We start from the raw sequence: 19,026 nt of genomic DNA, 5'->3' as shown, positions 1-19,026 counted from the left end.
AGGGTGAGTTTTTGTTTTGCAACTCAAAGATAATTTGAGATACAAAATTCAACCCTCTTTTTTTGAACTTTTTTTAAACGTTTAGGACGCTATTGGTTTTAAATAATGATTCTAGCTCAACTTTAGAAAATCGTTACAACAACGAAATTTCTAAAGCGGGTATTTTTTCGTTCTTTTCTGCATTCCGAAACAATCATTTAAAATTCGATGAACATTACAAATCATTGCCGATAGAACAAGCTTTTGCGCAAATGAAAATCGAATTGCAAGATTCGAAAACTGTTTTCGATCAACAATATAAAAATCCATTGCGTCGAACTATTTTGGCAACAAATCCATCACAACCCGAACAAAAACCAAATGTTATTTTTGTGATGATGGAAAGCATGAGTTCTTCGTTTATGAAAGAGGAATACAACGGAAAACCGATTACGCCAACTTTAAATGATTTGGCAAATAACAGTATTTATTTCTCGAATATGTTTGCAAACGGAACGCGTACCGTTCGTGGTATGGAAGCTGTAACGCTGTCAATTCCACCAACGCCCGGAAATAGTATTGTAAAACGTGTGGATAATCAAAATTTATATACGATTTCTACTGTTTTTAAAGCAAAAGGTTACGAAAACATGTTTTTTTATGGTGGCGATGGTTATTTTGACAACATGAATGCTTTTTTTGGCGGAAATGGTTTTGATATTTATGATCGTGGTCGTGGAAGTATTTTGAGTGATAAAATTAATACAAACCGATACAACATCAACGATAACGAAGTTAAATTTGAAAATGCTTGGGGAATTGCTGATGACGATATTTACAGAAAAGTATTGAATGTTGCCGATCAAAAATACAAAACAAAACAACCGTTTTTTGCTTTTGTAATGACAACTTCAAACCACAAACCTTATACGTACGAAGATGGTAAAATTGATATTCCATCGGGTACAGGTCGTCCTGGTGCGGTTAAATACGCCGATTATGCCATTGGAGATTTCTTAGCGCAAGCCAAAAAGAAACCTTGGTTTGCTAACACCGTTTTTGTTTTTATTGCAGATCATTGCGCAAGTAGCGCGGGTAAAGACGCAATTGATGTAAAAAATCATCACATTCCGGCATTTATTTATAATTTAAAATCTCGCCCGAATGAAAATGTATCAAAAGAAGTCGCTCAAATCGACATCTTCCCTACTCTTTTCTCTTTATTTAACTGGAAATATACTTCGCAGTTTTATGGAAAAGATGCTTTCGATCAGCAATATCAATCGCGTTCGTTTGTTGGAACGTACATTAAATTAGGAATGAAAAAAGGTGATGATGTCATTATTCTTTCCGATCAAAAGAAAATAAATCAATACAAATGGACAGATTTAAATTTGAAAGATGCACCAATTGATCCAAAATTTGAACGTTCAATTATTTCAAATTATCAAACGGCAGATTATTTATTCAGCAACAAATTATTGAATGAAAAATAAAATCATTTTTATCATCAATCCTATTGCAGGAAAAAGTCAAGGAAAACTTGTTGAGTCGAAGATTCAGCAAGTTTTTGCTGATAAAAACATAGATTTTTCGACCGTTTTGACAGAAAATGCAGGTCATGCCATTACGTTAGCCAAACAAGCCATCTTGTTAAATCCTACTATTATTGTGGCTTGCGGCGGCGACGGAACCATAAATGAAGTTGCCCAAACTTTGGTCGGAACTGATATTGCATTGGGCATTATTCCGATTGGTTCTGGAAATGGTTTAGCAGCGAATCTTAAAATCCCAAAAAACATTGATCTTGCGATTGCTGGAATCTTAAATCATTCGAAAACAAAAATTGATGTCGGAAAAATTAACGAAAATTATTTTTTTAGCAACATGGGATTGGGAATTGATGCTGCAGTAATTGATAATTATTCGCAAACTAAAAAAAGAAACTTTTTGGGTTACGTAACCGCAAGTACAAAAGCAATGCTTCAATTTAAACCTAAGAAATTTAAAATTGAAATTGATCAAAATGATGCGTTTGACGATGCATATTATTTTGTATTTTGCTCCAATTCTAACGAAGCAGGTTACGGAATTTCGTTTTCGCCAAATGCAAAGTTGAATGATGGAAAATTAGACTTTTTGGTCGTTAAAAAATTAAATGTTTTACAACAACTTCAGTTTTCGGCTTGTGTTTTAGGGAAATGTATCGAAAAAATGAATCGTGCAAAAGTAATACAAATAAACAACGTAAAATTCAAAACAGATGAACCCAAAACTGTTGCCCAAGTTGACGGAGAAGCTGTTATATTTGAAAAAAATAGTATTGAAGTGAGCATTGTTCCTAATGCACTGAATATTATTGTTCCAAACTAATAAAAAATGAATAAAGCAGCTATTTTAATCGTAGAAGATGAAATCGGAATTGCCAATTTTGTAATACAAGGTCTGCAAGAAGAAGGCATGATTTTGACGCATTGCATGAGTGGCGAAGAAGCTTTATTGGCGATAAATCAACACAAATTTGATTTAATTTTATTGGATTGGATGATTTTAAATCTTTCTGGATTAGAAGTTTGCAAAGCCATTCGAAATTCTGAAAATCCGAATCAAAAAACACCGATTATTTTTATCACGGCAAAAGATACCATTGAAGATACGATTGAAGGTTTGAATGCTGGCGCGAATGATTACATCAAAAAACCATTCGATTTTAATGAATTGGTTGCGCGTATAAACGTGTATTTGCGTAATAATCAAGAAAATGAAGTTTTAAAATTCGGGAATATTTCGATTAATCCGAAAACGCATCAAACTTTTTTAGAAGAACAACTAATTGATTTAACTTTAAAAGAATTTCAACTTTTATATTATTTATTTCAAAATAAAAACCGAATTTGTACTCGAAAAGAAATTATCGAAAACGTATGGAATATTCATTTTGAATACGATACCAGTGTTATTGATGTTTTTATCAATGCAATTAGAAAAAAATTAAATCTAAAAAAAGACGATCCACGCTTGCATACAATTCGTGGCGTAGGTTATATTTCGAAAGATGTTTAAAAATTTATCGGTTAAAAACAGAATTGCCTTATTTTATAGTTTCACTTTTTCCATTGTTCTAGTTCTTATTTTCGGACTAATTTACTTTATTGTGAATTTTGGAATTAATAAAACGATGTATGAAACGCTTGAAGAAGAAATTAACAGTCACGTAGATTATGTGCTGCACGAACCTACGTTAAAAAATTTTGTACAACCGCGCGAATGGGAAGAAGTTGAACATACCGATTTGTCTTTAAATCCTGTTTTTATTGCTATTTATGACATCAATTTTAAGTTAGTTGAAAATTCGCCAAATCTCATTCAGAATAAATTAGAATGGAATAAAAATCAAGCGGAACAGACGCCTTTTTATGCGAATTATAATTCCATACAAATGTTACTTTCGCAAGCAAAACTTGTGCATCATGGCGAAGTTGTTGGTTATTTGGTTGTTGGTATTTCTACAAAACACAATCAATTGGCATTGGATTATTTACAAAAAGCTTTACTTCTTATTTTCCCGATTTCACTAATTATTATTTTCTTATTGGCTCGTTTTATTGCTGCAAAATCCATAAAACCTGTCTTTAATGTTATTCATACAGCGCAAGCTATTTCTGAAAATAATTTATCGGAACGAATTATTTTACCTAAAAATAAAGACGAATTATACCAACTTTCGACAACGATAAATTCTTTATTGGATCGATTAGAGTTTCAAATTATCAAAGCCAAACAATTTTCATCTGATGCTTCGCACGAATTACGAACTCCATTAGCGGTAATAAAAGGAACTTTGGAAATTTTGATTCGACGCGAACGCACAACCGAAGAATACAACGAAAAAATAAATTATACGCTGAAACAAGTCAACAGATTATACAATTTAGTAGAACAATTTTTACTACTTTCTCGTGTAGAAAATAATAGTTTGCAACTCACATCTTCTGATTTTGATATTAAAAATGAAGTTTTATCGTCAATAGATCGTTTTCAGATTTTGTTGGATGAAAAACAAATTGAAGTAAATACAACTGAATTATCTTCTCAAAGTCTATCCAATTATAAAGAATTTATTGAAATAATTATTGATAATATTCTGTCAAATTCAATAAAATATGTTCATCTAAAAGGAGAAATAACCATTTCATCGGTTACAGAAAATAATTTGTATCATTTAATTTTTGAAGATAATGGAATTGGAATGAGCGAAGATGATTTGAAATTTGTGCAAGATCGTTATTTTAGAATTCAAGACGAATCGATGCTAAATGTTTCGGGTTATGGCTTGGGATTAAACATTGCTACCAAATTAGCACAGCTTACCAACGCAAAAATTAACATTACAAGCACACAAGGAAAAGGCACAAAAATTGTTTTAACTTTTATATTGAAGTAATTTTATTAACATGACACTACCAAAAAATCAACTTAAAATGAGCGAACACGAGTATACAAACAGAGATGTAACCATTATTTGGAAACCAGAACTTTGTGCGCATGCAGGTATTTGCGTAAAAATATTACCAAAGGTTTATAATCCGAAAAATAGACCTTGGATAAAACCAGAAAATGCAATGAGCGACGAAATTATAAAACAAGTAAATCAATGTCCGTCGGGCGCATTAAGTATAAAATAACAAAAAACGCCTAAACTAAGTTTAGGCGTTTCTTATTTATAAAATATAAAGTGCTTATTATCTAACTCTTTTTACTTTAACAGCGTAAGAACCTTTTTGTCCTTGTTCTACTTCAAATGTAACTTTGTCATTTTCTTGGATTTCGTCAATTAATCCAGAAGCGTGAACAAAAATTTCTTGATTTCCTGTTGAAATGAAACCAAAACCTTTAGTTACATTGAAAAATTTTACTGTACCTTCTTGCATTTTATTAATTATTTATTATTAAACTTTTTTAATATCTATTGCTCTAAAACCTTTTTCAGAGACTTCTTTTTTATACGTAACCTTGTCGTATTTCTTCACTTCTTGTCTTAATTGACTTTGGTGGAAGAAAATACTATCATTTGTTTTTTCCTCAGTAATAAATCCAAAACCTTTTTCATTCATAGAATTAATAATTCCATTAAAAAGTTTAGCTGGATCCAATACTTCGTTTGGATTTTCTTTTCTACTTAATAAATCCTCTTCTTGATTCTGAAGATGTGGAGGAACTGATGTTAAATTTCCATTAATATCAACATAAGCAATCATGTCTTCCAACGTTTTTCCTTTGTTGTTATTAGTTTTTCTGTCCTCTTTTTTAATCAACTTATCTTGTCTCTTCTTTTCTCTCTTTTTTATATTTTCTTTCTTTGAATAAGAATCTGCCATATTATTATTTTTTTATTTTTAAGCTTTACTTGTAGATTTAGGATTAAATTTTTCAACCTTAATCTTTGTTCCTATAAGTCTTTCAATATTTTTCAAATCTTTCTTTTCTTCTAACGAACAAAAAGATCTTGCTACACCTTCTTTACCAGCGCGTCCCGTTCTACCAATACGATGTACATAAGTTTCAGGAACATTTGGCAACTCAAAATTAATGACATTAGATAACATATCAATATCTATGCCTCTTGCAGCAATGTCAGTTGCAATTAACACTTGTATTTTATTATCTTTAAAATCATTCAATGCTCTTTGGCGTGCATTTTGGGTTTTATTACCGTGTATTGCAGCCGAAAGTATCTTCGATTTCTCTAATTTTTTCACCAATTTGTTTGCACCATGTTTTGTACGTGTAAATACCAATGTTCTGTCATTAGAGTCTTTTAATAATTTTACTAAAAGTAATTCTTTTTCAGTTTTTTCTACAAAATAAACTGATTGTTGAATTGTTTCTGCCGTAGAAGATACTGGTGTTACGTTGATTTCTTTTGGGTGATTTAAAATCGTATTCGCAAATTTACGAATAGATTTTGGCATTGTTGCCGAGAAAAATAATGTTTGTCTAACTTCAGGAACTTTTTTCAGAATTTTTTTAATGTCATTTACAAATCCCATATCCAACATACGATCTGCTTCGTCAAGAACTAAAATCTCAATTTGATTTAATTTTATAATTCCTTGCGACATCAAATCTAATAAACGACCAGGAGTAGCCACCAAAACATCTACACCATTTCTGATTGCATTAACTTGTGCATTTTGAGAAACACCACCAAAAATAACTGTATTTTTGATTGGTAAATTCTTTCCATACATCGTAAAGTTATCGTTAATCTGAACGGCTAATTCTCTTGTGGGAGTTAAAACTAAGGTACGGATTATTTTACCTTGTTTTGGTTTTTGATGCAGTAATTGTAAAATTGGAATCGCGAACGATGCTGTTTTACCTGTTCCTGTTTGTGCGCAACCTATCAAGTCGTTTCCTTCTAAAACTAAAGGAATAGACTGACTTTGAATTTCAGTTGGACTAGTATATCCGGCTTCGTCTATTGCTTTTAATATTGGTTGTATGATATTTAAATCTGTAAAATTCATTAATTTTTTTATACTCTGTTGTTTAAAAATAATATGCTGTACATTATAGTCTTCAAAATCAATATGATTAATCATAACTATCAATGATACAAATTTGATAATAAAATTTGGCAGCCAAAAGCGAAAACTGGAGTAACTAAAGTATTACAGAAAAAGCAAATATATAAGTAGCCTCTATTTAATATAAATATTATTTTGCAAAGATACAATAAAATAACGAGATGTTATTAACTAATAATTTGTTATATCAATAAAATATTAAAATCATAAAAAAATCCTCTACCAAAAACTGATAAAGGATTTGCGGAGAGTGAGGGATTCGAACCCCCGGAGGTATGACCCTCAACAGTTTTCAAGACTGCCGCATTCGACCACTCTGCCAACTCTCCAACAACGCTGTCTATTGCGTTATTGTGTTGCAAATATAGAGCGATATTTTTAATTACCAAATCTCGATTTAAAGTTTTTTTAATCTAAAAACTTAGTTGTTTCAGTATCAAATAAATATTTTTATTATTTTTAACTAATTACAACAATTATGAGTTGAATTATAAAACCTACTGTAAAAAAGATGGCTGCAAGCTTTAATAATAAATACCTGAAATTTTGACTAATGATTAATTTATTCATCATAGGTTGCGAAATTTTTCTGTCCAAATAAGCTTCTATTCGTTTTGTATTTTTCCATTGTATAGCTACAATTATAGTAATTAATAGCACCCAAAAAATTGAACTTTTAGTAAAATAAAGCAAAAGCCCAATAACAATTCCTAAGATTAAAGAGATTAAACTTGGAATTTTATTGATTGCTTCTCTAATTATTCGCTCCGCTTTTTTTAACCAATCAACACCCAAAATTTCGGGTGCGGCAAACCAAAAAGCTACAAATTGCAATATTAATCCAAGAATTGTAAAAATTTTAATCATCTAAAAATCAATTTAGGATTAAAGATAAAAAAACCGTTCAATAATTAATTGAACGGTTTTAAGTTATTGTTTCAGAAAAAAATTATTCTTCTTCGTCTTCGTCATCTTCTTTCATGGTATGATAAACATTATTTACGTCTTCATCCTCATCAAATTTTTCTAACAATTTTTCGATATCTGCTTTTTGTTCTTCTGTTAATTCTTTTGTAGTTTGAGGAATACGCTCAAATTCTGAAGAAATAATTTCGTGACCAGCATCTTCTAACGATTTATAAATTGTTCCGAAGCTTTCGAAAGGTGCAATTAATACGATTCCGTCTTCGTCTTCAAAAACTTCTTCTACGCCATAATCAATCATTTCAAATTCTAATTCTTCTAAATCAAAATTTGCTGGTTTTGCAATTTTAAAATTACAAATATGATCAAACATAAATTCTACAGAGCCTTGTGTACCCAATTGTCCGTGACATTTACTAAAATAAGAACGCACGTTAGCTACAGTTCTGTTGTTATTATTTGTTGATGTTTCTACTAAAACAGCAATTCCGTGAGGTCCGTATCCTTCAAAAATAATTTCTTTATAGTTTTCGGTATTCTTATCAGATGCTTTTTTGATGGCACGCTCAATATTGTCTTTCGGCATATTGACAGCTTTAGCATTTTGGATAACTGCACGTAATTGAGAGTTAGAATGTGGATCTGGTCCGCCAGCTTTAACAGCCATTACGATATCTTTCCCAATTCTTGTAAACGCTTTAGACATTGCAGCCCAACGTTTCATTTTACGCCCTTTTCTAAATTCAAAAGCTCTTCCCATTGATACTTAATTTTATGTTGCAAATTTATTCATAATACCAAAAAAATCCAAGAACAATGCCTTGGATTTTAAGTATCTTATTATTTATTGTCAAAAAATGGTTTAATTATTTCAATCCATGGTATTTTAACATAGGTTCGATTGATGGATTTTTTCCTCTAAAATTCTTATAAATCACATTCAAATCGTCCGAATTACCTTGAGAAAAAACTTTATCGCGTAATATTTGACCATTTTTGCGTGTCATTCCTCCATTTTCTACTGTCCATTGGTAAGCGTCATGATCTAACATTTCTGCCCAAATGTACGCGAAATAACCTGCTGCATATCCACCACCAAAAATATGGCTAAAATAAGTAGAACGGTAACGAGGCGGAACTTGTGGTAAATTAGTTTTATTATCAATTAATGCCTGTTTCTCAAATTCATCAACACTTGTTATTGATTTATTTACATCAACTGTATGCCAAGACAAATCTAATGCTGCAGCCGAAAGTAACTCTGTTAATGTATATCCTTTATTAAAATTTGAAGCCTTTTTCATCTTAGCAACCAATGCATCTGGAATAGTTTCTCCAGTTTTGTAATGTTTTGCATAATTTTTAAGAACAGATGGTTCTGTTGCAAAATGCTCATGAAATTGAGATGGAAATTCTACAAAATCTCTCGAAACATTTGTTCCTGATAAAGTTGGATATTTTTGATTTGCAAAAAATCCGTGTAAAGCGTGACCAAATTCGTGAAATGTAGTAATTACATCGTCAAAAGAAATCAACGCTGGCTGACCATTTGCTGGTTTTGTATAATTACCAACATTATAAATAACTGGTTTTGTACCAAATAAATGCGATTGCTCTACAAGATTACTCATCCAAGCACCACCTTGTTTACTGTCTCTTTTGTAATAATCTGTATAAAATAATCCTAATGTAGAACCGTCTTCGTTAAACAATTCATACACTTTTACATCTTCGTGCCAAACCGGAATATCCGTTCTTTTCTTAAATGTAATTCCGTATAATTTAGTGGCCATATCAAAAACACCATTCTCAACAACAGAATCTAAAACAAAATATTGTTTCATTTCATTTTCGTCGATATCATATTTTTCTTTACGCACTTTTTCTGCATAATAATTCCAATCCGCAGCAGTTAATGTGTTTGATGCATTTTCTTTCTTCGCTAAAGCTTCAAAATCTTTTGCATCTTTTTGTGCCATTGCTGTTGCTGCAGGAATCATTTGATTTAAAATTCCTTTTGCTGCAGTTGGTGTTTTTGCCATTTGATCTTGCAAATTCCATTCTGCATAATTTTTATACCCTAATAATGTTGCTTTTTCTACACGTTTTTTAACCAACGTTAAAATTGTTGCACGCGTATCATTTTCATCATTTTTCTCATTTCTAATCCAAGCTGCATCAAATAATTTTTTACGAGATGCCGGATTCGTCATATTTTGTAATTCGGGCTGTTGTGTTGTATTCAATAAAGAAATTAAATATGTACCATCCGCTTGTTTAAAAGCTTCTAAATCAGAATCACTCAAACCAGCTAATTCAGTTTTTGTAAAACTTACTCCACCAGCTTTTGTACCTTTTAATAATTGATTTGAAAATTTAGTTTCTAAAGAAGCTATATCTCCATTCAATTCTTTTAATTTATCTTTTTGTGTATCATTTAAATTTGCTCCAGCCAATTCAAAACGTTGGTAATAAACATCTAATAATCGTGCTGATTCTTTATCTAAATTCAATTCATTTTTCTTCGTGTATAAAGCTTTTACACGATCAAATAATTTCTGATTCAAATAAATTGCATCGCTGTGTGCCGCAAATTTAGGCGCTAACTCCTCCTCCACTTGTTGCAAAGTTTCGTTTGTATTTGCACCCGTCAATAAACCAAAAACATGTTGAACACGCGTTAATAATTGACCAGATTTCTCCATTTCTACTAATGTATTTTCAAAAGTTGGAGTTGCAGAATTATTTGCAATTTTATTGATTTCAATCAACTGTTCCGCCATTCCTTCTAACAATGCAGGTTTAAAATCTTCATTTTTGATTTTAGAAAAATCTGCTGTATGATAAGGTAATTGACTTTCTTTATAAAACGGATTTGTATCGTTCCATAAATTATTTGTTGACTTTTCGCTACAAGAAGTGGCTAATATAGAAGAACCTACCATCATTCCGTAAAAAAGTTTTTTGTTGAACATTATTTATTTTTTTAACCTAACGAAGTTAAAATATTAATCTGAAGTTACAAATTATAAATTATATACATTTAAACAACTAAGGATGAGTAAAATATCTTGCTCAACTATTCTGAACGTAATCTTTTTCAAAAACTACCAAATAATTATACAAAGTTTACTTAAATTCGCAGGCATTACCTAAACTTTTAAAAACTTATGAATTTGTTAGTTAGACTAAAAAATACTATCTTTTTTATTCTATTTCTTGCCCTTTTTACGGTAAGTTATGCTCAATCTAATCAAAATTTTGACAAACTTTATCAGCAAACTGCGAAATTGGTTGATGACGAAAAGTTTAAAAATGCTTTTGATCAAGCACTTAATCTTGAAAATATTGGGAATCAAAACAACAATAATTTACAAATTTCGAAGGCTAATTATTTATTAGCTTCAATTTTTAAAAAGCAAGAAAATTATCTGCAAACCATAAAATACGCTACAAAAGCAAAAGAATTCGCAACGTTAGAAAATAATTTAGAATATACCATTTTATCGAGCGAATTGCTTTCTTGGGCGTATGTTTACATTGGTTTTTTTGACGAAGCAAATAGTCTTTTAAGTGATATTGATTCGATGATTAATCAATATTCTGGAAAAGAAAAACACTTTTTGACTTATAAAAAACTATACCGCGAAGCTTCTTTATTGAGAAGACAAAACGAAAAGCCAAAAGCAATTTTACAAGTTTATTTTAAAGCTCTAAAAGAAATCAATCAATACGATTTTAGTAATATTCATCACAAAAACGAGAATTATTTATCGCTTTACAACAATATTGGACGCAATTATAAAGATATCAACACCGATTCTTCTTTTGTCTATTTTGAAAAAGCAACAAAGTTTAAAGATAATTCTGACGAGCGCGGAAATGCAGATTTAGATGCAAATATTGCAGCTTATTTTGTCGACAAAAAGGAAAATAAGAAAGCAATTGAGTTATTAAACAAATCAATTCCTACTTTAATAAAAAGTGAGCATAAATTTTTGACTGCCGAAAGTTATAAAGTTTTGGCTGATGCCTATAAAAATGACGGAAATCTAGCAAAAGGATTAGAATATAATACACTTTATTTGACATACAAAGACAGCTTGAATCTTAAACGAAATCAATCTGTAAACGAAGCCGTAGAATATGTCAAAAAAATCAAGCATGTTGAAAAAAATACGGATTCAAAACTTCCTTATACATACATTATAGCTGGTTTTATTGCAATAATTGGCTTAATTATTATAATTGTGTTAAAAAAGAAGAAAAGCAACTAAAAAGGTGACTTTATCTTAATTTAAAATATTTAACTTTGAAAGGGTGAATTTTTCACTCTTTTTTTATTACCAAAAAAATTATTAAAACTTGTATTTAGATTTAGAAGAAATAAAATATCTGTTGGCAGAAAGCGTTGAAGGACTTCCTGGTTGGGATTCTCATCAAAAACTTTCGCCACCATATAGAGAAAAATACGACCTCGAATTTATAAAACGTACAAATCCGAGATCAGCTTCGGTTATGATATTATTGTATCAAAACGAATCAGGAGATGTAGAATTTCCTGTAACCATGCGTGTTTCGTACGAAGGCGCACATTCGCATCAATTTTCTTTACCAGGCGGACAATTCGAAGAATTAGACATTAGTTTTGACGAAACTGCAATTAGAGAAACGGTAGAAGAACTTGGAGTTGAGTATGAAAACATCGAAATTGTTCGTCAATTAAGCGAAATTTATATTCCGCCAAGCAACTTTTTAGTTTATCCATATATCGGAATTTATACGGGCGTACCAAATTTTACACCCGAAGAACGCGAAGTACAATACATTGTTCCATTAGATTTAGAAGCTTTTCTAAATGCTGATCACGAAGTATTTGAACGAGAATTTTCTGGTCAAATGGTCGAAATTCCAGGATATAATATCGGCGATGAAGAATATCTTTGGGGTGCAACTGCAATGATTTTGGAAGAATTCAAAGATTATTTGAAAATCGTATTAAATTTGTAACTTAAATAAAAAGATCTCGTGTCTCAAAAAGCAAAGAAAAAGAACGCCTTTCGCGATTCGTTCGGACATTTATATTTCCTAAAAAGAACTTTAATTTTCTTATTAGGTTCATTTACTTATAACCGTTATAATGGTTTTAATAAATTAAAAGTTACCGGAACACAAAAATTGGTTCATTTACCAGAACAAAACGTTTTATTTGTATCAAATCATCAAACTTATTTTGCTGATGTTTTTGCAATGTATCACGTTTTTTGTAGCGTAAAAAATGGTTTTATTGATACCATCAAAAATCCTATTTATCTTTTAAATCCAAAAATTGATTTTTATTATGTTGCCGCAGAGGAAACAATGAAAGACAATATTTTGACAAAACTTTTTGCCTACACTGGTGCAGTTACTGTAAAAAGAACATGGCGCGCAAAAGGCGAAAATGTAACTAGAAAAGTAGATTTAAACGAGTTAAATAATATTGATTTGGCTTTACAAAGCGGCTGGGTTGTTACATTTCCGCAAGGAACTACAACTGCTTTTGCACCAGGGCGTAGAGGAACGGCGCATTTAATCAAGAAAAATAAACCAATTGTAATTCCCGTTGTAATTGATGGTTTTCGTAGAGCATTTGACAAAAAAGGTTTACGTATCAAAAAACGTGGAATTAATGCAACTTTGACATTTAAAGAACCCTTAGAAATTGATTACGAAAATGATTCGAGCGATGCAATCATGCAGAAAATAATGAATGCAATTGAGCAAGCGCCAGAGTTTAATAAAGTTCGTCCAATTAATGAGATTTTAGAAGAAAACAAACAAAAATCTTTGGATGATTATTTAAACGAAGACGATGATGACGAAGAGTTTGACGATTTCGATGAAATGGGATACGACGAAAACAATAAAAAAGACTAAAATAGTATACAATTCAAAATGAAAAAAGTTCATTTTATAGCTATCGGTGGTAGTGCAATGCACAATTTAGCCATCGCTTTACACGAAAAAGGATACCAAGTAACAGGTTCTGATGATGCAATTTTCGAACCTTCTAAAACACGTTTAGATCAACGTGGAATTTTACCTGAAGAAATGGGTTGGTTTCCAGAAAAAATTACGACAGATTTGGATGCTGTTATTTTAGGAATGCACGCGCATGCGGATAATCCTGAAATGCTAAAAGCGCAAGAATTAGGTTTAAAAATCTATTCTTATCCAGAATATTTATACGAGCAATCAAAAGATAAAACGCGTATTGTAATTGGTGGTTCTCATGGAAAAACGACGATTACATCGATGATTTTACATGTTTTACATTATCACAATATTGACGTTGATTATATGGTTGGTGCGCAATTAGACGGTTTTGATGTAATGGTAAAATTAACGGACGACAACGAATTTATGATTATGGAAGGTGACGAATATTTATCATCTGCCTTAGATCGTCGTTCTAAATTTTTATTGTATCAGCCAAATATTGCCTTGATTTCTGGTATTGCGTGGGATCACATCAATGTTTTTCCAACATTTGCAGATTACACTTCTCAGTTCTCAAAATTTGTAGAATCTATTGTAGATGGTGGCGCATTAATTTTTAATGAAACCGACGAAGAGGTTGTAAAAGTTGTAGAAGAAACTGAAAAAGCAATCAAGAAATTTCCATATCATTTACCAGCACATTTTATTGATAACGGAATTACATTTATCGAAACAGAAAATGGTCCAATTCCGTTAGAAGTTTTTGGAAATCATAATTTGATGAATTTAGAAGGTGCGCGCGCTATTTGCAAACAATTAGGTGTAATGGATGATGATTTTAATGAAGCAATTCAATCATTCAAAGGTGCTTCTAAGCGTTTAGAATTAATTAATCGTACTACTGATTTTGTTGCGTATAAAGATTTTGCACATGCGCCAAGCAAAGTAACTTCGGTAACCAATGCGGTAAAAGAGCAATACCAAGACAAAACGGTTGTTGGATGTTTAGAAATACACACGTATTCTTCTTTAAATCCTGAGTTTTTAGTTCAGTATAAAGGAGCGTTAGACAAAGCGGACATTAAAATTGTGATGTACAGCCCAGAAGCGTTAGAAATAAAACGCATGGAAATGATTTCGCCAGAGGATATTAAAAAAGCTTTTGGAGATGATACAATTTTAGTTTTTACTAATGGTGAAGAGTTAAAAACGTATATTGAAAGTTTAGATAAAAAAGATAAAATATTTTTGATGATGAGTTCGGGTAACTTCGGTGGAGTTCATTTGAATGATTTATTTAAAGCTTAAAATTATAATATCAAATAAAAAAATCACCTCAAATGAGGTGATTTTTTTGTTATTTATAGAAGTATATTTAATTATTTACCGAAACCTTCGCTAAATTCTACTTGTCCTTTTATATGAACTTCGCTCCATGTTTTCGAAACTCCATCAGCACCTTTATGCAATTCTAAACACGCCTGATTTAACGCTTCTAAAGCTTTAGATGCATTAAAATCTAACAAATCTATTGTTCCATCAATCGTAAAAACATTGTTCTCAAAAGTAGATTTTACTTCGTACTCTTTTGACGCTTTGTTTAAAGTTAAATTTAAATATGTTTTACCGTCACGAAAATGTAATTGACCTTTTATTTCTTTTGTATCAATCATATTTCCGAACAAAATATCTTTCAATTTTTGATCTCTATCAATTTGATCCGAATTTAACGACGGTACAATTGCAATAATATTTGCGCCTTCTAAAACTTCTTGCGGCGTTTTACCATCTTCTTTGGCATCTTTTACCAAAACAACATCAAAATGTCCTGTTACACCAACTTTTTCTGTCGTTTTGTAAGCTGTCCATTCTACAGATGATTTACGAATTACACCTTCCACAATCTCAGTTGCTTCTTCTGTTGTTGTAGAAACCTCTTTTACCTCTGTCGTTTCTACTTTTTCTTCTGTTTTATTTGTACAACTGTACATAGACATTGCAACGCAAATTGCAAGTGCCATATTCAATTTTTTCATTTCAAACTTTTATCCAGCAAAAGTACAACATGCAAAATCGATTACACAATTGATTCTTAACATATTCGAAAAATTTTATACATTTGTTAAATGATTAAGAATCTGCTAAACACTTGTTTGATTATCATTTGTTTACCTTTTATTTTAGTATATGAGATTTATTGCTCCGTCTATAAATACAGAAAATAATTGGTTAACTTCGTCCTCAAATAAAAAATAATGAGCAATAAAATTATAGGTATAATGGGCGCTATTCCCGAAGAAATAAACGGAGTAGTTAGCTTATTAACCGATAAACAAGAACATAGGATTGGAAAAAGAACGTATTATACAGGCCTTTTAAACAATCAAAACGTTGTTGTTGTTTACTCTCGCATTGGTAAAGTTGCAGCCGCAACTACTGTTTCTACTTTAATTTTAGAATTTAAAATTACCGAATTAATTTTTACGGGTGTTGCGGGCGGAATAGATTCTTCTCTAAAAATAGGCGATATTGTATTAGGTCAAAGTTTAATACAACATGATATGAACGCGCAACCTTTGTTTCCTGCATACGAAATACCTCTTTTGGGTAAAGCTTATTTTGATGCCGATACTGATAAATTAGAATTAGCTAAAACGGCAATTTTAGAGCTCTTAGAGCAACAACATTTACACCAAGTAATATCGGATAAAGATTTAAATAAGTTTAACATACATCAACCACAATTACATGTTGGTTTAATTGGTTCTGGAGATTTATTTTTCTCTACAAATACTCAAAAAGAAAAACTACAAGCTAATATAAAAAATGTTTTATGTGTCGAAATGGAAGGCGCTGCAGTAGCACAAGTTTGTTACGAATTTGGAATTCCTTTTATCATAATCCGAACTATTTCTGATCAAGCAGATGATCATTCTACAATAGATTTTCAGAGTTTTATCGAGAAAATATCAAATGTATATTCGATAGAAATCATTAAAAATATCATCAAGTAAAAAGTCCTTAAAAAAGGGCTTTTTTTTGATGTATCACATAAATTAAAAATTCATTCAATATTTAATTGAACTACATTTTAAAACTAAAAAAAATAATGATTTATTTGTGGGGAGAGCAGGATTCGAACCTGCGAAGGTGAAACCAACGGATTTACAGTCCGTCCTCGTTGGCCGCTTGAGTATCTCCCCAACCTTATAAAGTTTTTTCAAAAAAGAACGAGCCGATGGAGGGATTCGAACCCACGACCTGCTGATTACAAATCAGCTGCTCTGGCCAACTGAGCTACATCGGCAATTTTTTATTTTTTTAAAGTAAATATAAACTTTCGAGCCGATGGAGGGATTCGAACCCACGACCTGCTGATTACAAATCAGCTGCTCTGGCCAACTGAGCTACATCGGCAATTTGTGGGGAGAGCAGGATTCGAACCTGCGAAGGTGAAACCAACGGATTTACAGTCCGTCCTCGTTGGCCGCTTGAGTATCTCCCCAACCTTATATTTTTGCTGAGCCGATGGAGGGATTCGAACCCACGACCTGCTGATTACAAATCAGCTGCTCTGGCCAACTGAGCTACATCGGCAAAAATTTTCTTTTTTGAAATGTCAAATTGAAAACAAGAACTTTAAAAACCATTAAAGGCAATTGTTCCTTTTTCGTGGTGCAATATTAGGGCAGTTTTTCGAAACTCGCAAATGTTTTTCAAAAAAAAAGTAGAAGTTTTTCACTTTTTGTTACTTCGATTTTGAAAATCAGAATTTTAGATTTAGAAAAAGTTTTTAAGTTTTTTTCAATAAAACCTAAAAAGATAATATTCTATTTACATAAGAGTCCCTATTTTTGTGCTCAATAATTAATAAATGCATCTTTTAATCCTAATATTACAACTTTTCGGAGCAATCGCTTTGTTTATTTTTGCAATAAAATTATTAAGCGAAAATTTACAAGCATTATCTGGATCTAATTTTAAACGCACTTTAAATAAATTAACCAAAAACAATTTTTCTACAATTGTTACGGGTACCATTTTTACAACTGCCATACAATCGTCTTCGGCAGCCAGCGTATTTATATTAGGTTTTGTGAATGCAGGATTGATTAATCTACGTAAAGCATTTGGATTAATATTGGGCGCAAACATTGGGACAACGCTTACTTTATGGTTGGTATATCTCGGAATGCAGTTTGATTTGGTACAAATTGCGTTACCACTTATTTTAGTTGCTTTTCCGTTTTATCTGTCTAAAAAACGAAATCAACGAAAAATTGGTGGAATATTATTTTCGCTTTCGTTGTTGTTTTTAGCTTTATATTTTCTAAAAAACTTTTTACCATCAATTGAGAGTCATCAAAAATTACAAGAATTTTTTCAACACCTTTCTAATTACGGTTTATTAACCAATTTACTTTTTATTGTTTTTGGTATATTATTAACTGTTTTAGTTCATTTTTCATCTGCATCCATCACAATTTCAATCTTATTAGCAAGCAAAGGTTTACCGATAGAATTGGCTGCAATGATTGTTTTAGGTGCAAATATCGGAACAACTTTTACCGCGCATTTAGTTGCCGCAATTGGCGATAAATACACCAAAGTTGTTGCTGCATTTCATACATTTTTTAATGTAATAGTTGCCTTAATTTTCTTGTTTTTAGGTAAATTATTACTCACTTTTATTGGAGATTATATTTCTACAAATCTTGCCGTACAACTTATTACGTTTGATACGATTACAAATCTTGTTGGTGTTCTTCTTTTTACACCAGTTGTAAATCGTTTGGCTTTTTATTGTCAGAAAAAATATTTTTCGTTTAATAATACAGAAAAAAGAGTCGAATTTTTTGCAATTCCTTTTGGTACAAATTCAGACCTATATAAAAACGAAGCCAATAAAAAATTAATCAAATTAGCAACTACAACCAAGCAAACAATTTATACGCTTGGACGAATGATTACGGAAAGTGACGAAGAGAAAATATTGGTTTTTCGTGAACGAATTTTAGAATTAGAGAAAGAAGGTGATCAATTGGAGCGCGAAGTGAATGAATTTTTGAATGAAATTGCCGATTTAGATTTGCCAAACGAAAACACATTGGCCATTCATCAATTGATAACGCTTTGTCATCATTTAGAAAGTGTTGGCGATATTGCGATTAAAATTTCCTCTATTCATCGTCGTCGACGTATGACAAATAGTTATTTTACACCCAAAATGAGAACTTATTTGGTAGAATTTCAGGAATATTTAGATCAAGCAACTCGAATTTTAAATCAAAATTTGAACGAAACACAAGAAGAAGTTTCGATTAAACAAGCAGAATTTATCGAAAAATCAATCAATACAATTTATAAAGAAGCGGAATCTAATTTGATGAAAACCATCGAAAAAGAGAAACTTTTAACTACAAGTGCATTATTTTATAAAGATTTAATTCAGAATTATGAAATCTTAGGCGATCATCTTTACAAAGCCAATAAAACAATTGTGAAATTAAAAAATCAGTAATTATTTGTAAGTTTGAGTTAATCATAAAAA

Annotated in this window: 18 protein-coding genes and 6 tRNA genes; 11 read left to right on the top strand and 13 right to left on the bottom strand. The window is 31.1% G+C overall.

Annotation, left to right across the window (positions count from 1 at the left end; all coding sequences use genetic code 11):
- Positions 1-92: 92 nt before the first annotated feature.
- The 5 genes from BM072_RS03170 (at position 93) to BM072_RS03150 (ending at position 4,664) form a co-directional block, all read left to right on the top strand.
- Complete coding sequence (locus BM072_RS03170) at positions 93-1,475, top strand: LTA synthase family protein (RefSeq protein ID WP_245752038.1); 1,383 nt, start codon at positions 93-95, stop codon at positions 1,473-1,475.
- Positions 1,465-2,352 (top strand): diacylglycerol/lipid kinase family protein, encoded by an 888-nt coding sequence (locus BM072_RS03165; protein WP_092906454.1) that lies wholly within the window; start codon positions 1,465-1,467, stop codon positions 2,350-2,352. The genes BM072_RS03170 and BM072_RS03165 overlap by 11 nt, the downstream gene beginning before the upstream one ends.
- Before the next feature lie 6 nt (positions 2,353-2,358).
- Positions 2,359-3,042 (top strand): response regulator transcription factor, encoded by a 684-nt coding sequence (locus BM072_RS03160; RefSeq protein ID WP_092906452.1) that lies wholly within the window; start codon positions 2,359-2,361, stop codon positions 3,040-3,042.
- Between the two features lie 115 nt (positions 3,043-3,157).
- Complete coding sequence (locus tag BM072_RS03155) at positions 3,158-4,423, top strand: sensor histidine kinase (RefSeq protein WP_177190247.1); 1,266 nt, start codon at positions 3,158-3,160, stop codon at positions 4,421-4,423.
- 37 nt (positions 4,424-4,460) lie between these two features.
- Positions 4,461-4,664: a (4Fe-4S)-binding protein gene (locus BM072_RS03150; protein ID WP_092906483.1), complete on the top strand. Its 204-nt coding sequence runs from the start codon at positions 4,461-4,463 to the stop codon at positions 4,662-4,664.
- A 57-nt stretch (positions 4,665-4,721) separates the two neighbouring features.
- Here BM072_RS03150 and BM072_RS03145 read toward each other — a convergent pair whose 3' ends face one another.
- The 7 genes from BM072_RS03145 to BM072_RS03115 all read right to left on the bottom strand — a co-directional run bounded on the left by BM072_RS03145 (position 4,722) and on the right by BM072_RS03115 (position 10,468).
- Positions 4,722-4,910 (bottom strand): cold-shock protein, encoded by a 189-nt coding sequence (locus tag BM072_RS03145; RefSeq protein ID WP_092906448.1) that lies wholly within the window; start codon positions 4,908-4,910, stop codon positions 4,722-4,724.
- Positions 4,911-4,928: 18 nt separating this feature from the next.
- Complete coding sequence (locus tag BM072_RS03140; RefSeq protein ID WP_092906446.1) at positions 4,929-5,357, bottom strand: cold shock domain-containing protein; 429 nt, start codon at positions 5,355-5,357, stop codon at positions 4,929-4,931.
- A gap of 18 nt (positions 5,358-5,375) precedes the next feature.
- Positions 5,376-6,509, bottom strand: coding sequence for a DEAD/DEAH box helicase (locus tag BM072_RS03135; RefSeq protein WP_092906481.1), 1,134 nt, complete (start codon positions 6,507-6,509; stop codon positions 5,376-5,378).
- A 304-nt stretch (positions 6,510-6,813) separates the two neighbouring features.
- Positions 6,814-6,898 (bottom strand) — tRNA-Ser (locus tag BM072_RS03130).
- A 130-nt stretch (positions 6,899-7,028) separates the two neighbouring features.
- Positions 7,029-7,436: a hypothetical protein gene (locus BM072_RS03125; protein ID WP_092906444.1), complete on the bottom strand. Its 408-nt coding sequence runs from the start codon at positions 7,434-7,436 to the stop codon at positions 7,029-7,031.
- A gap of 82 nt (positions 7,437-7,518) precedes the next feature.
- Positions 7,519-8,253 (bottom strand): YebC/PmpR family DNA-binding transcriptional regulator, encoded by a 735-nt coding sequence (locus BM072_RS03120; RefSeq protein ID WP_092906442.1) that lies wholly within the window; start codon positions 8,251-8,253, stop codon positions 7,519-7,521.
- Positions 8,254-8,359: 106 nt separating this feature from the next.
- Complete coding sequence (locus BM072_RS03115; protein ID WP_092906440.1) at positions 8,360-10,468, bottom strand: M3 family metallopeptidase; 2,109 nt, start codon at positions 10,466-10,468, stop codon at positions 8,360-8,362.
- A gap of 195 nt (positions 10,469-10,663) precedes the next feature.
- Here BM072_RS03115 and BM072_RS03110 point away from each other — a divergent pair, with 195 nt between their 5' ends.
- The 4 genes from BM072_RS03110 (at position 10,664) to BM072_RS03095 (ending at position 14,783) form a co-directional block, all read left to right on the top strand.
- Positions 10,664-11,770, top strand: coding sequence for a hypothetical protein (locus tag BM072_RS03110; protein ID WP_092906438.1), 1,107 nt, complete (start codon positions 10,664-10,666; stop codon positions 11,768-11,770).
- A gap of 88 nt (positions 11,771-11,858) precedes the next feature.
- Positions 11,859-12,503, top strand: coding sequence for an NUDIX hydrolase (locus BM072_RS03105; RefSeq protein ID WP_092906436.1), 645 nt, complete (start codon positions 11,859-11,861; stop codon positions 12,501-12,503).
- Between the two features lie 18 nt (positions 12,504-12,521).
- The gene (locus BM072_RS03100) at positions 12,522-13,412 is read left to right on the top strand and encodes a lysophospholipid acyltransferase family protein (protein WP_092906434.1); all 891 of its coding nucleotides are present in this window, start codon (positions 12,522-12,524) and stop codon (positions 13,410-13,412) included.
- A gap of 18 nt (positions 13,413-13,430) precedes the next feature.
- On the top strand, positions 13,431-14,783 hold the full coding sequence (locus tag BM072_RS03095) for a UDP-N-acetylmuramate--L-alanine ligase (RefSeq protein WP_092906432.1): 1,353 nt from the start codon (positions 13,431-13,433) through the stop codon (positions 14,781-14,783).
- 71 nt (positions 14,784-14,854) lie between these two features.
- Here the strand turns inward: BM072_RS03095 and BM072_RS03090 are convergent, their stop codons facing one another.
- Entirely contained in the window at positions 14,855-15,511 is a 657-nt protein-coding gene (locus BM072_RS03090; protein WP_092906430.1) for a YceI family protein, read from the bottom strand.
- Positions 15,512-15,730: 219 nt separating this feature from the next.
- On the opposite strand from BM072_RS03090, the gene BM072_RS03085 reads away from it, so the two are divergent.
- Positions 15,731-16,489: a 5'-methylthioadenosine/adenosylhomocysteine nucleosidase gene (locus BM072_RS03085; protein ID WP_092906428.1), complete on the top strand. Its 759-nt coding sequence runs from the start codon at positions 15,731-15,733 to the stop codon at positions 16,487-16,489.
- Positions 16,490-16,596: 107 nt separating this feature from the next.
- Here the strand turns inward: BM072_RS03085 and BM072_RS03080 are convergent.
- The 5 genes from BM072_RS03080 to BM072_RS03060 all read right to left on the bottom strand — a co-directional run bounded on the left by BM072_RS03080 (position 16,597) and on the right by BM072_RS03060 (position 17,072).
- Positions 16,597-16,678, bottom strand: a tRNA-Tyr gene (locus BM072_RS03080).
- Between the two features lie 30 nt (positions 16,679-16,708).
- A tRNA-Thr gene (locus tag BM072_RS03075) sits at positions 16,709-16,782 on the bottom strand.
- A 36-nt stretch (positions 16,783-16,818) separates the two neighbouring features.
- A tRNA-Thr gene (locus BM072_RS03070) sits at positions 16,819-16,892 on the bottom strand.
- Positions 16,893-16,898: 6 nt separating this feature from the next.
- Positions 16,899-16,980 (bottom strand) — tRNA-Tyr (locus BM072_RS03065).
- Positions 16,981-16,998: 18 nt separating this feature from the next.
- Positions 16,999-17,072 (bottom strand) — tRNA-Thr (locus tag BM072_RS03060).
- A gap of 277 nt (positions 17,073-17,349) precedes the next feature.
- Between BM072_RS03060 and BM072_RS03055 the strand changes: the two genes are divergently transcribed.
- Positions 17,350-18,996: a Na/Pi cotransporter family protein gene (locus BM072_RS03055; protein WP_092906426.1), complete on the top strand. Its 1,647-nt coding sequence runs from the start codon at positions 17,350-17,352 to the stop codon at positions 18,994-18,996.
- The last annotated feature ends 30 nt before the right edge of the window (positions 18,997-19,026 follow it).

It is taken from the genome of Algoriella xinjiangensis, assembly GCF_900115015.1.
Classification (GTDB): domain Bacteria; phylum Bacteroidota; class Bacteroidia; order Flavobacteriales; family Weeksellaceae; genus Empedobacter; species Empedobacter xinjiangensis.
This window is presented reverse-complemented; position numbering and strand designations above follow the sequence as displayed.

What these genes read in the sequence shown, in the direction of transcription:
- BM072_RS03165 (WP_092906454.1), top strand. Translation starts at nt 1,465, where the DNA reads ATGAAAAATAAAATCATTTTTATCATCAATCCTATTGCAGGAAAAAGT.
- BM072_RS03160 (WP_092906452.1), top strand. Translation starts at nt 2,359, where the DNA reads ATGAATAAAGCAGCTATTTTAATCGTAGAAGATGAAATCGGAATTGCC.
- BM072_RS03155 (WP_177190247.1), top strand. Translation starts at nt 3,158, where the DNA reads ATGTATGAAACGCTTGAAGAAGAAATTAACAGTCACGTAGATTATGTG.
- BM072_RS03150 (WP_092906483.1), top strand. Translation starts at nt 4,461, where the DNA reads ATGAGCGAACACGAGTATACAAACAGAGATGTAACCATTATTTGGAAA.
- BM072_RS03145 (WP_092906448.1), bottom strand. Translation starts at nt 4,910, where the DNA reads ATGCAAGAAGGTACAGTAAAATTTTTCAATGTAACTAAAGGTTTTGGT.
- BM072_RS03140 (WP_092906446.1), bottom strand. Translation starts at nt 5,357, where the DNA reads ATGGCAGATTCTTATTCAAAGAAAGAAAATATAAAAAAGAGAGAAAAG.
- BM072_RS03135 (WP_092906481.1), bottom strand. Translation starts at nt 6,509, where the DNA reads ATGAATTTTACAGATTTAAATATCATACAACCAATATTAAAAGCAATA.
- BM072_RS03125 (WP_092906444.1), bottom strand. Translation starts at nt 7,436, where the DNA reads ATGATTAAAATTTTTACAATTCTTGGATTAATATTGCAATTTGTAGCT.
- BM072_RS03120 (WP_092906442.1), bottom strand. Translation starts at nt 8,253, where the DNA reads ATGGGAAGAGCTTTTGAATTTAGAAAAGGGCGTAAAATGAAACGTTGG.
- BM072_RS03115 (WP_092906440.1), bottom strand. Translation starts at nt 10,468, where the DNA reads ATGTTCAACAAAAAACTTTTTTACGGAATGATGGTAGGTTCTTCTATA.
- BM072_RS03110 (WP_092906438.1), top strand. Translation starts at nt 10,664, where the DNA reads ATGAATTTGTTAGTTAGACTAAAAAATACTATCTTTTTTATTCTATTT.
- BM072_RS03095 (WP_092906432.1), top strand. Translation starts at nt 13,431, where the DNA reads ATGAAAAAAGTTCATTTTATAGCTATCGGTGGTAGTGCAATGCACAAT.
- BM072_RS03090 (WP_092906430.1), bottom strand. Translation starts at nt 15,511, where the DNA reads ATGAAAAAATTGAATATGGCACTTGCAATTTGCGTTGCAATGTCTATG.
- BM072_RS03085 (WP_092906428.1), top strand. Translation starts at nt 15,731, where the DNA reads ATGAGCAATAAAATTATAGGTATAATGGGCGCTATTCCCGAAGAAATA.
- BM072_RS03055 (WP_092906426.1), top strand. Translation starts at nt 17,350, where the DNA reads ATGCATCTTTTAATCCTAATATTACAACTTTTCGGAGCAATCGCTTTG.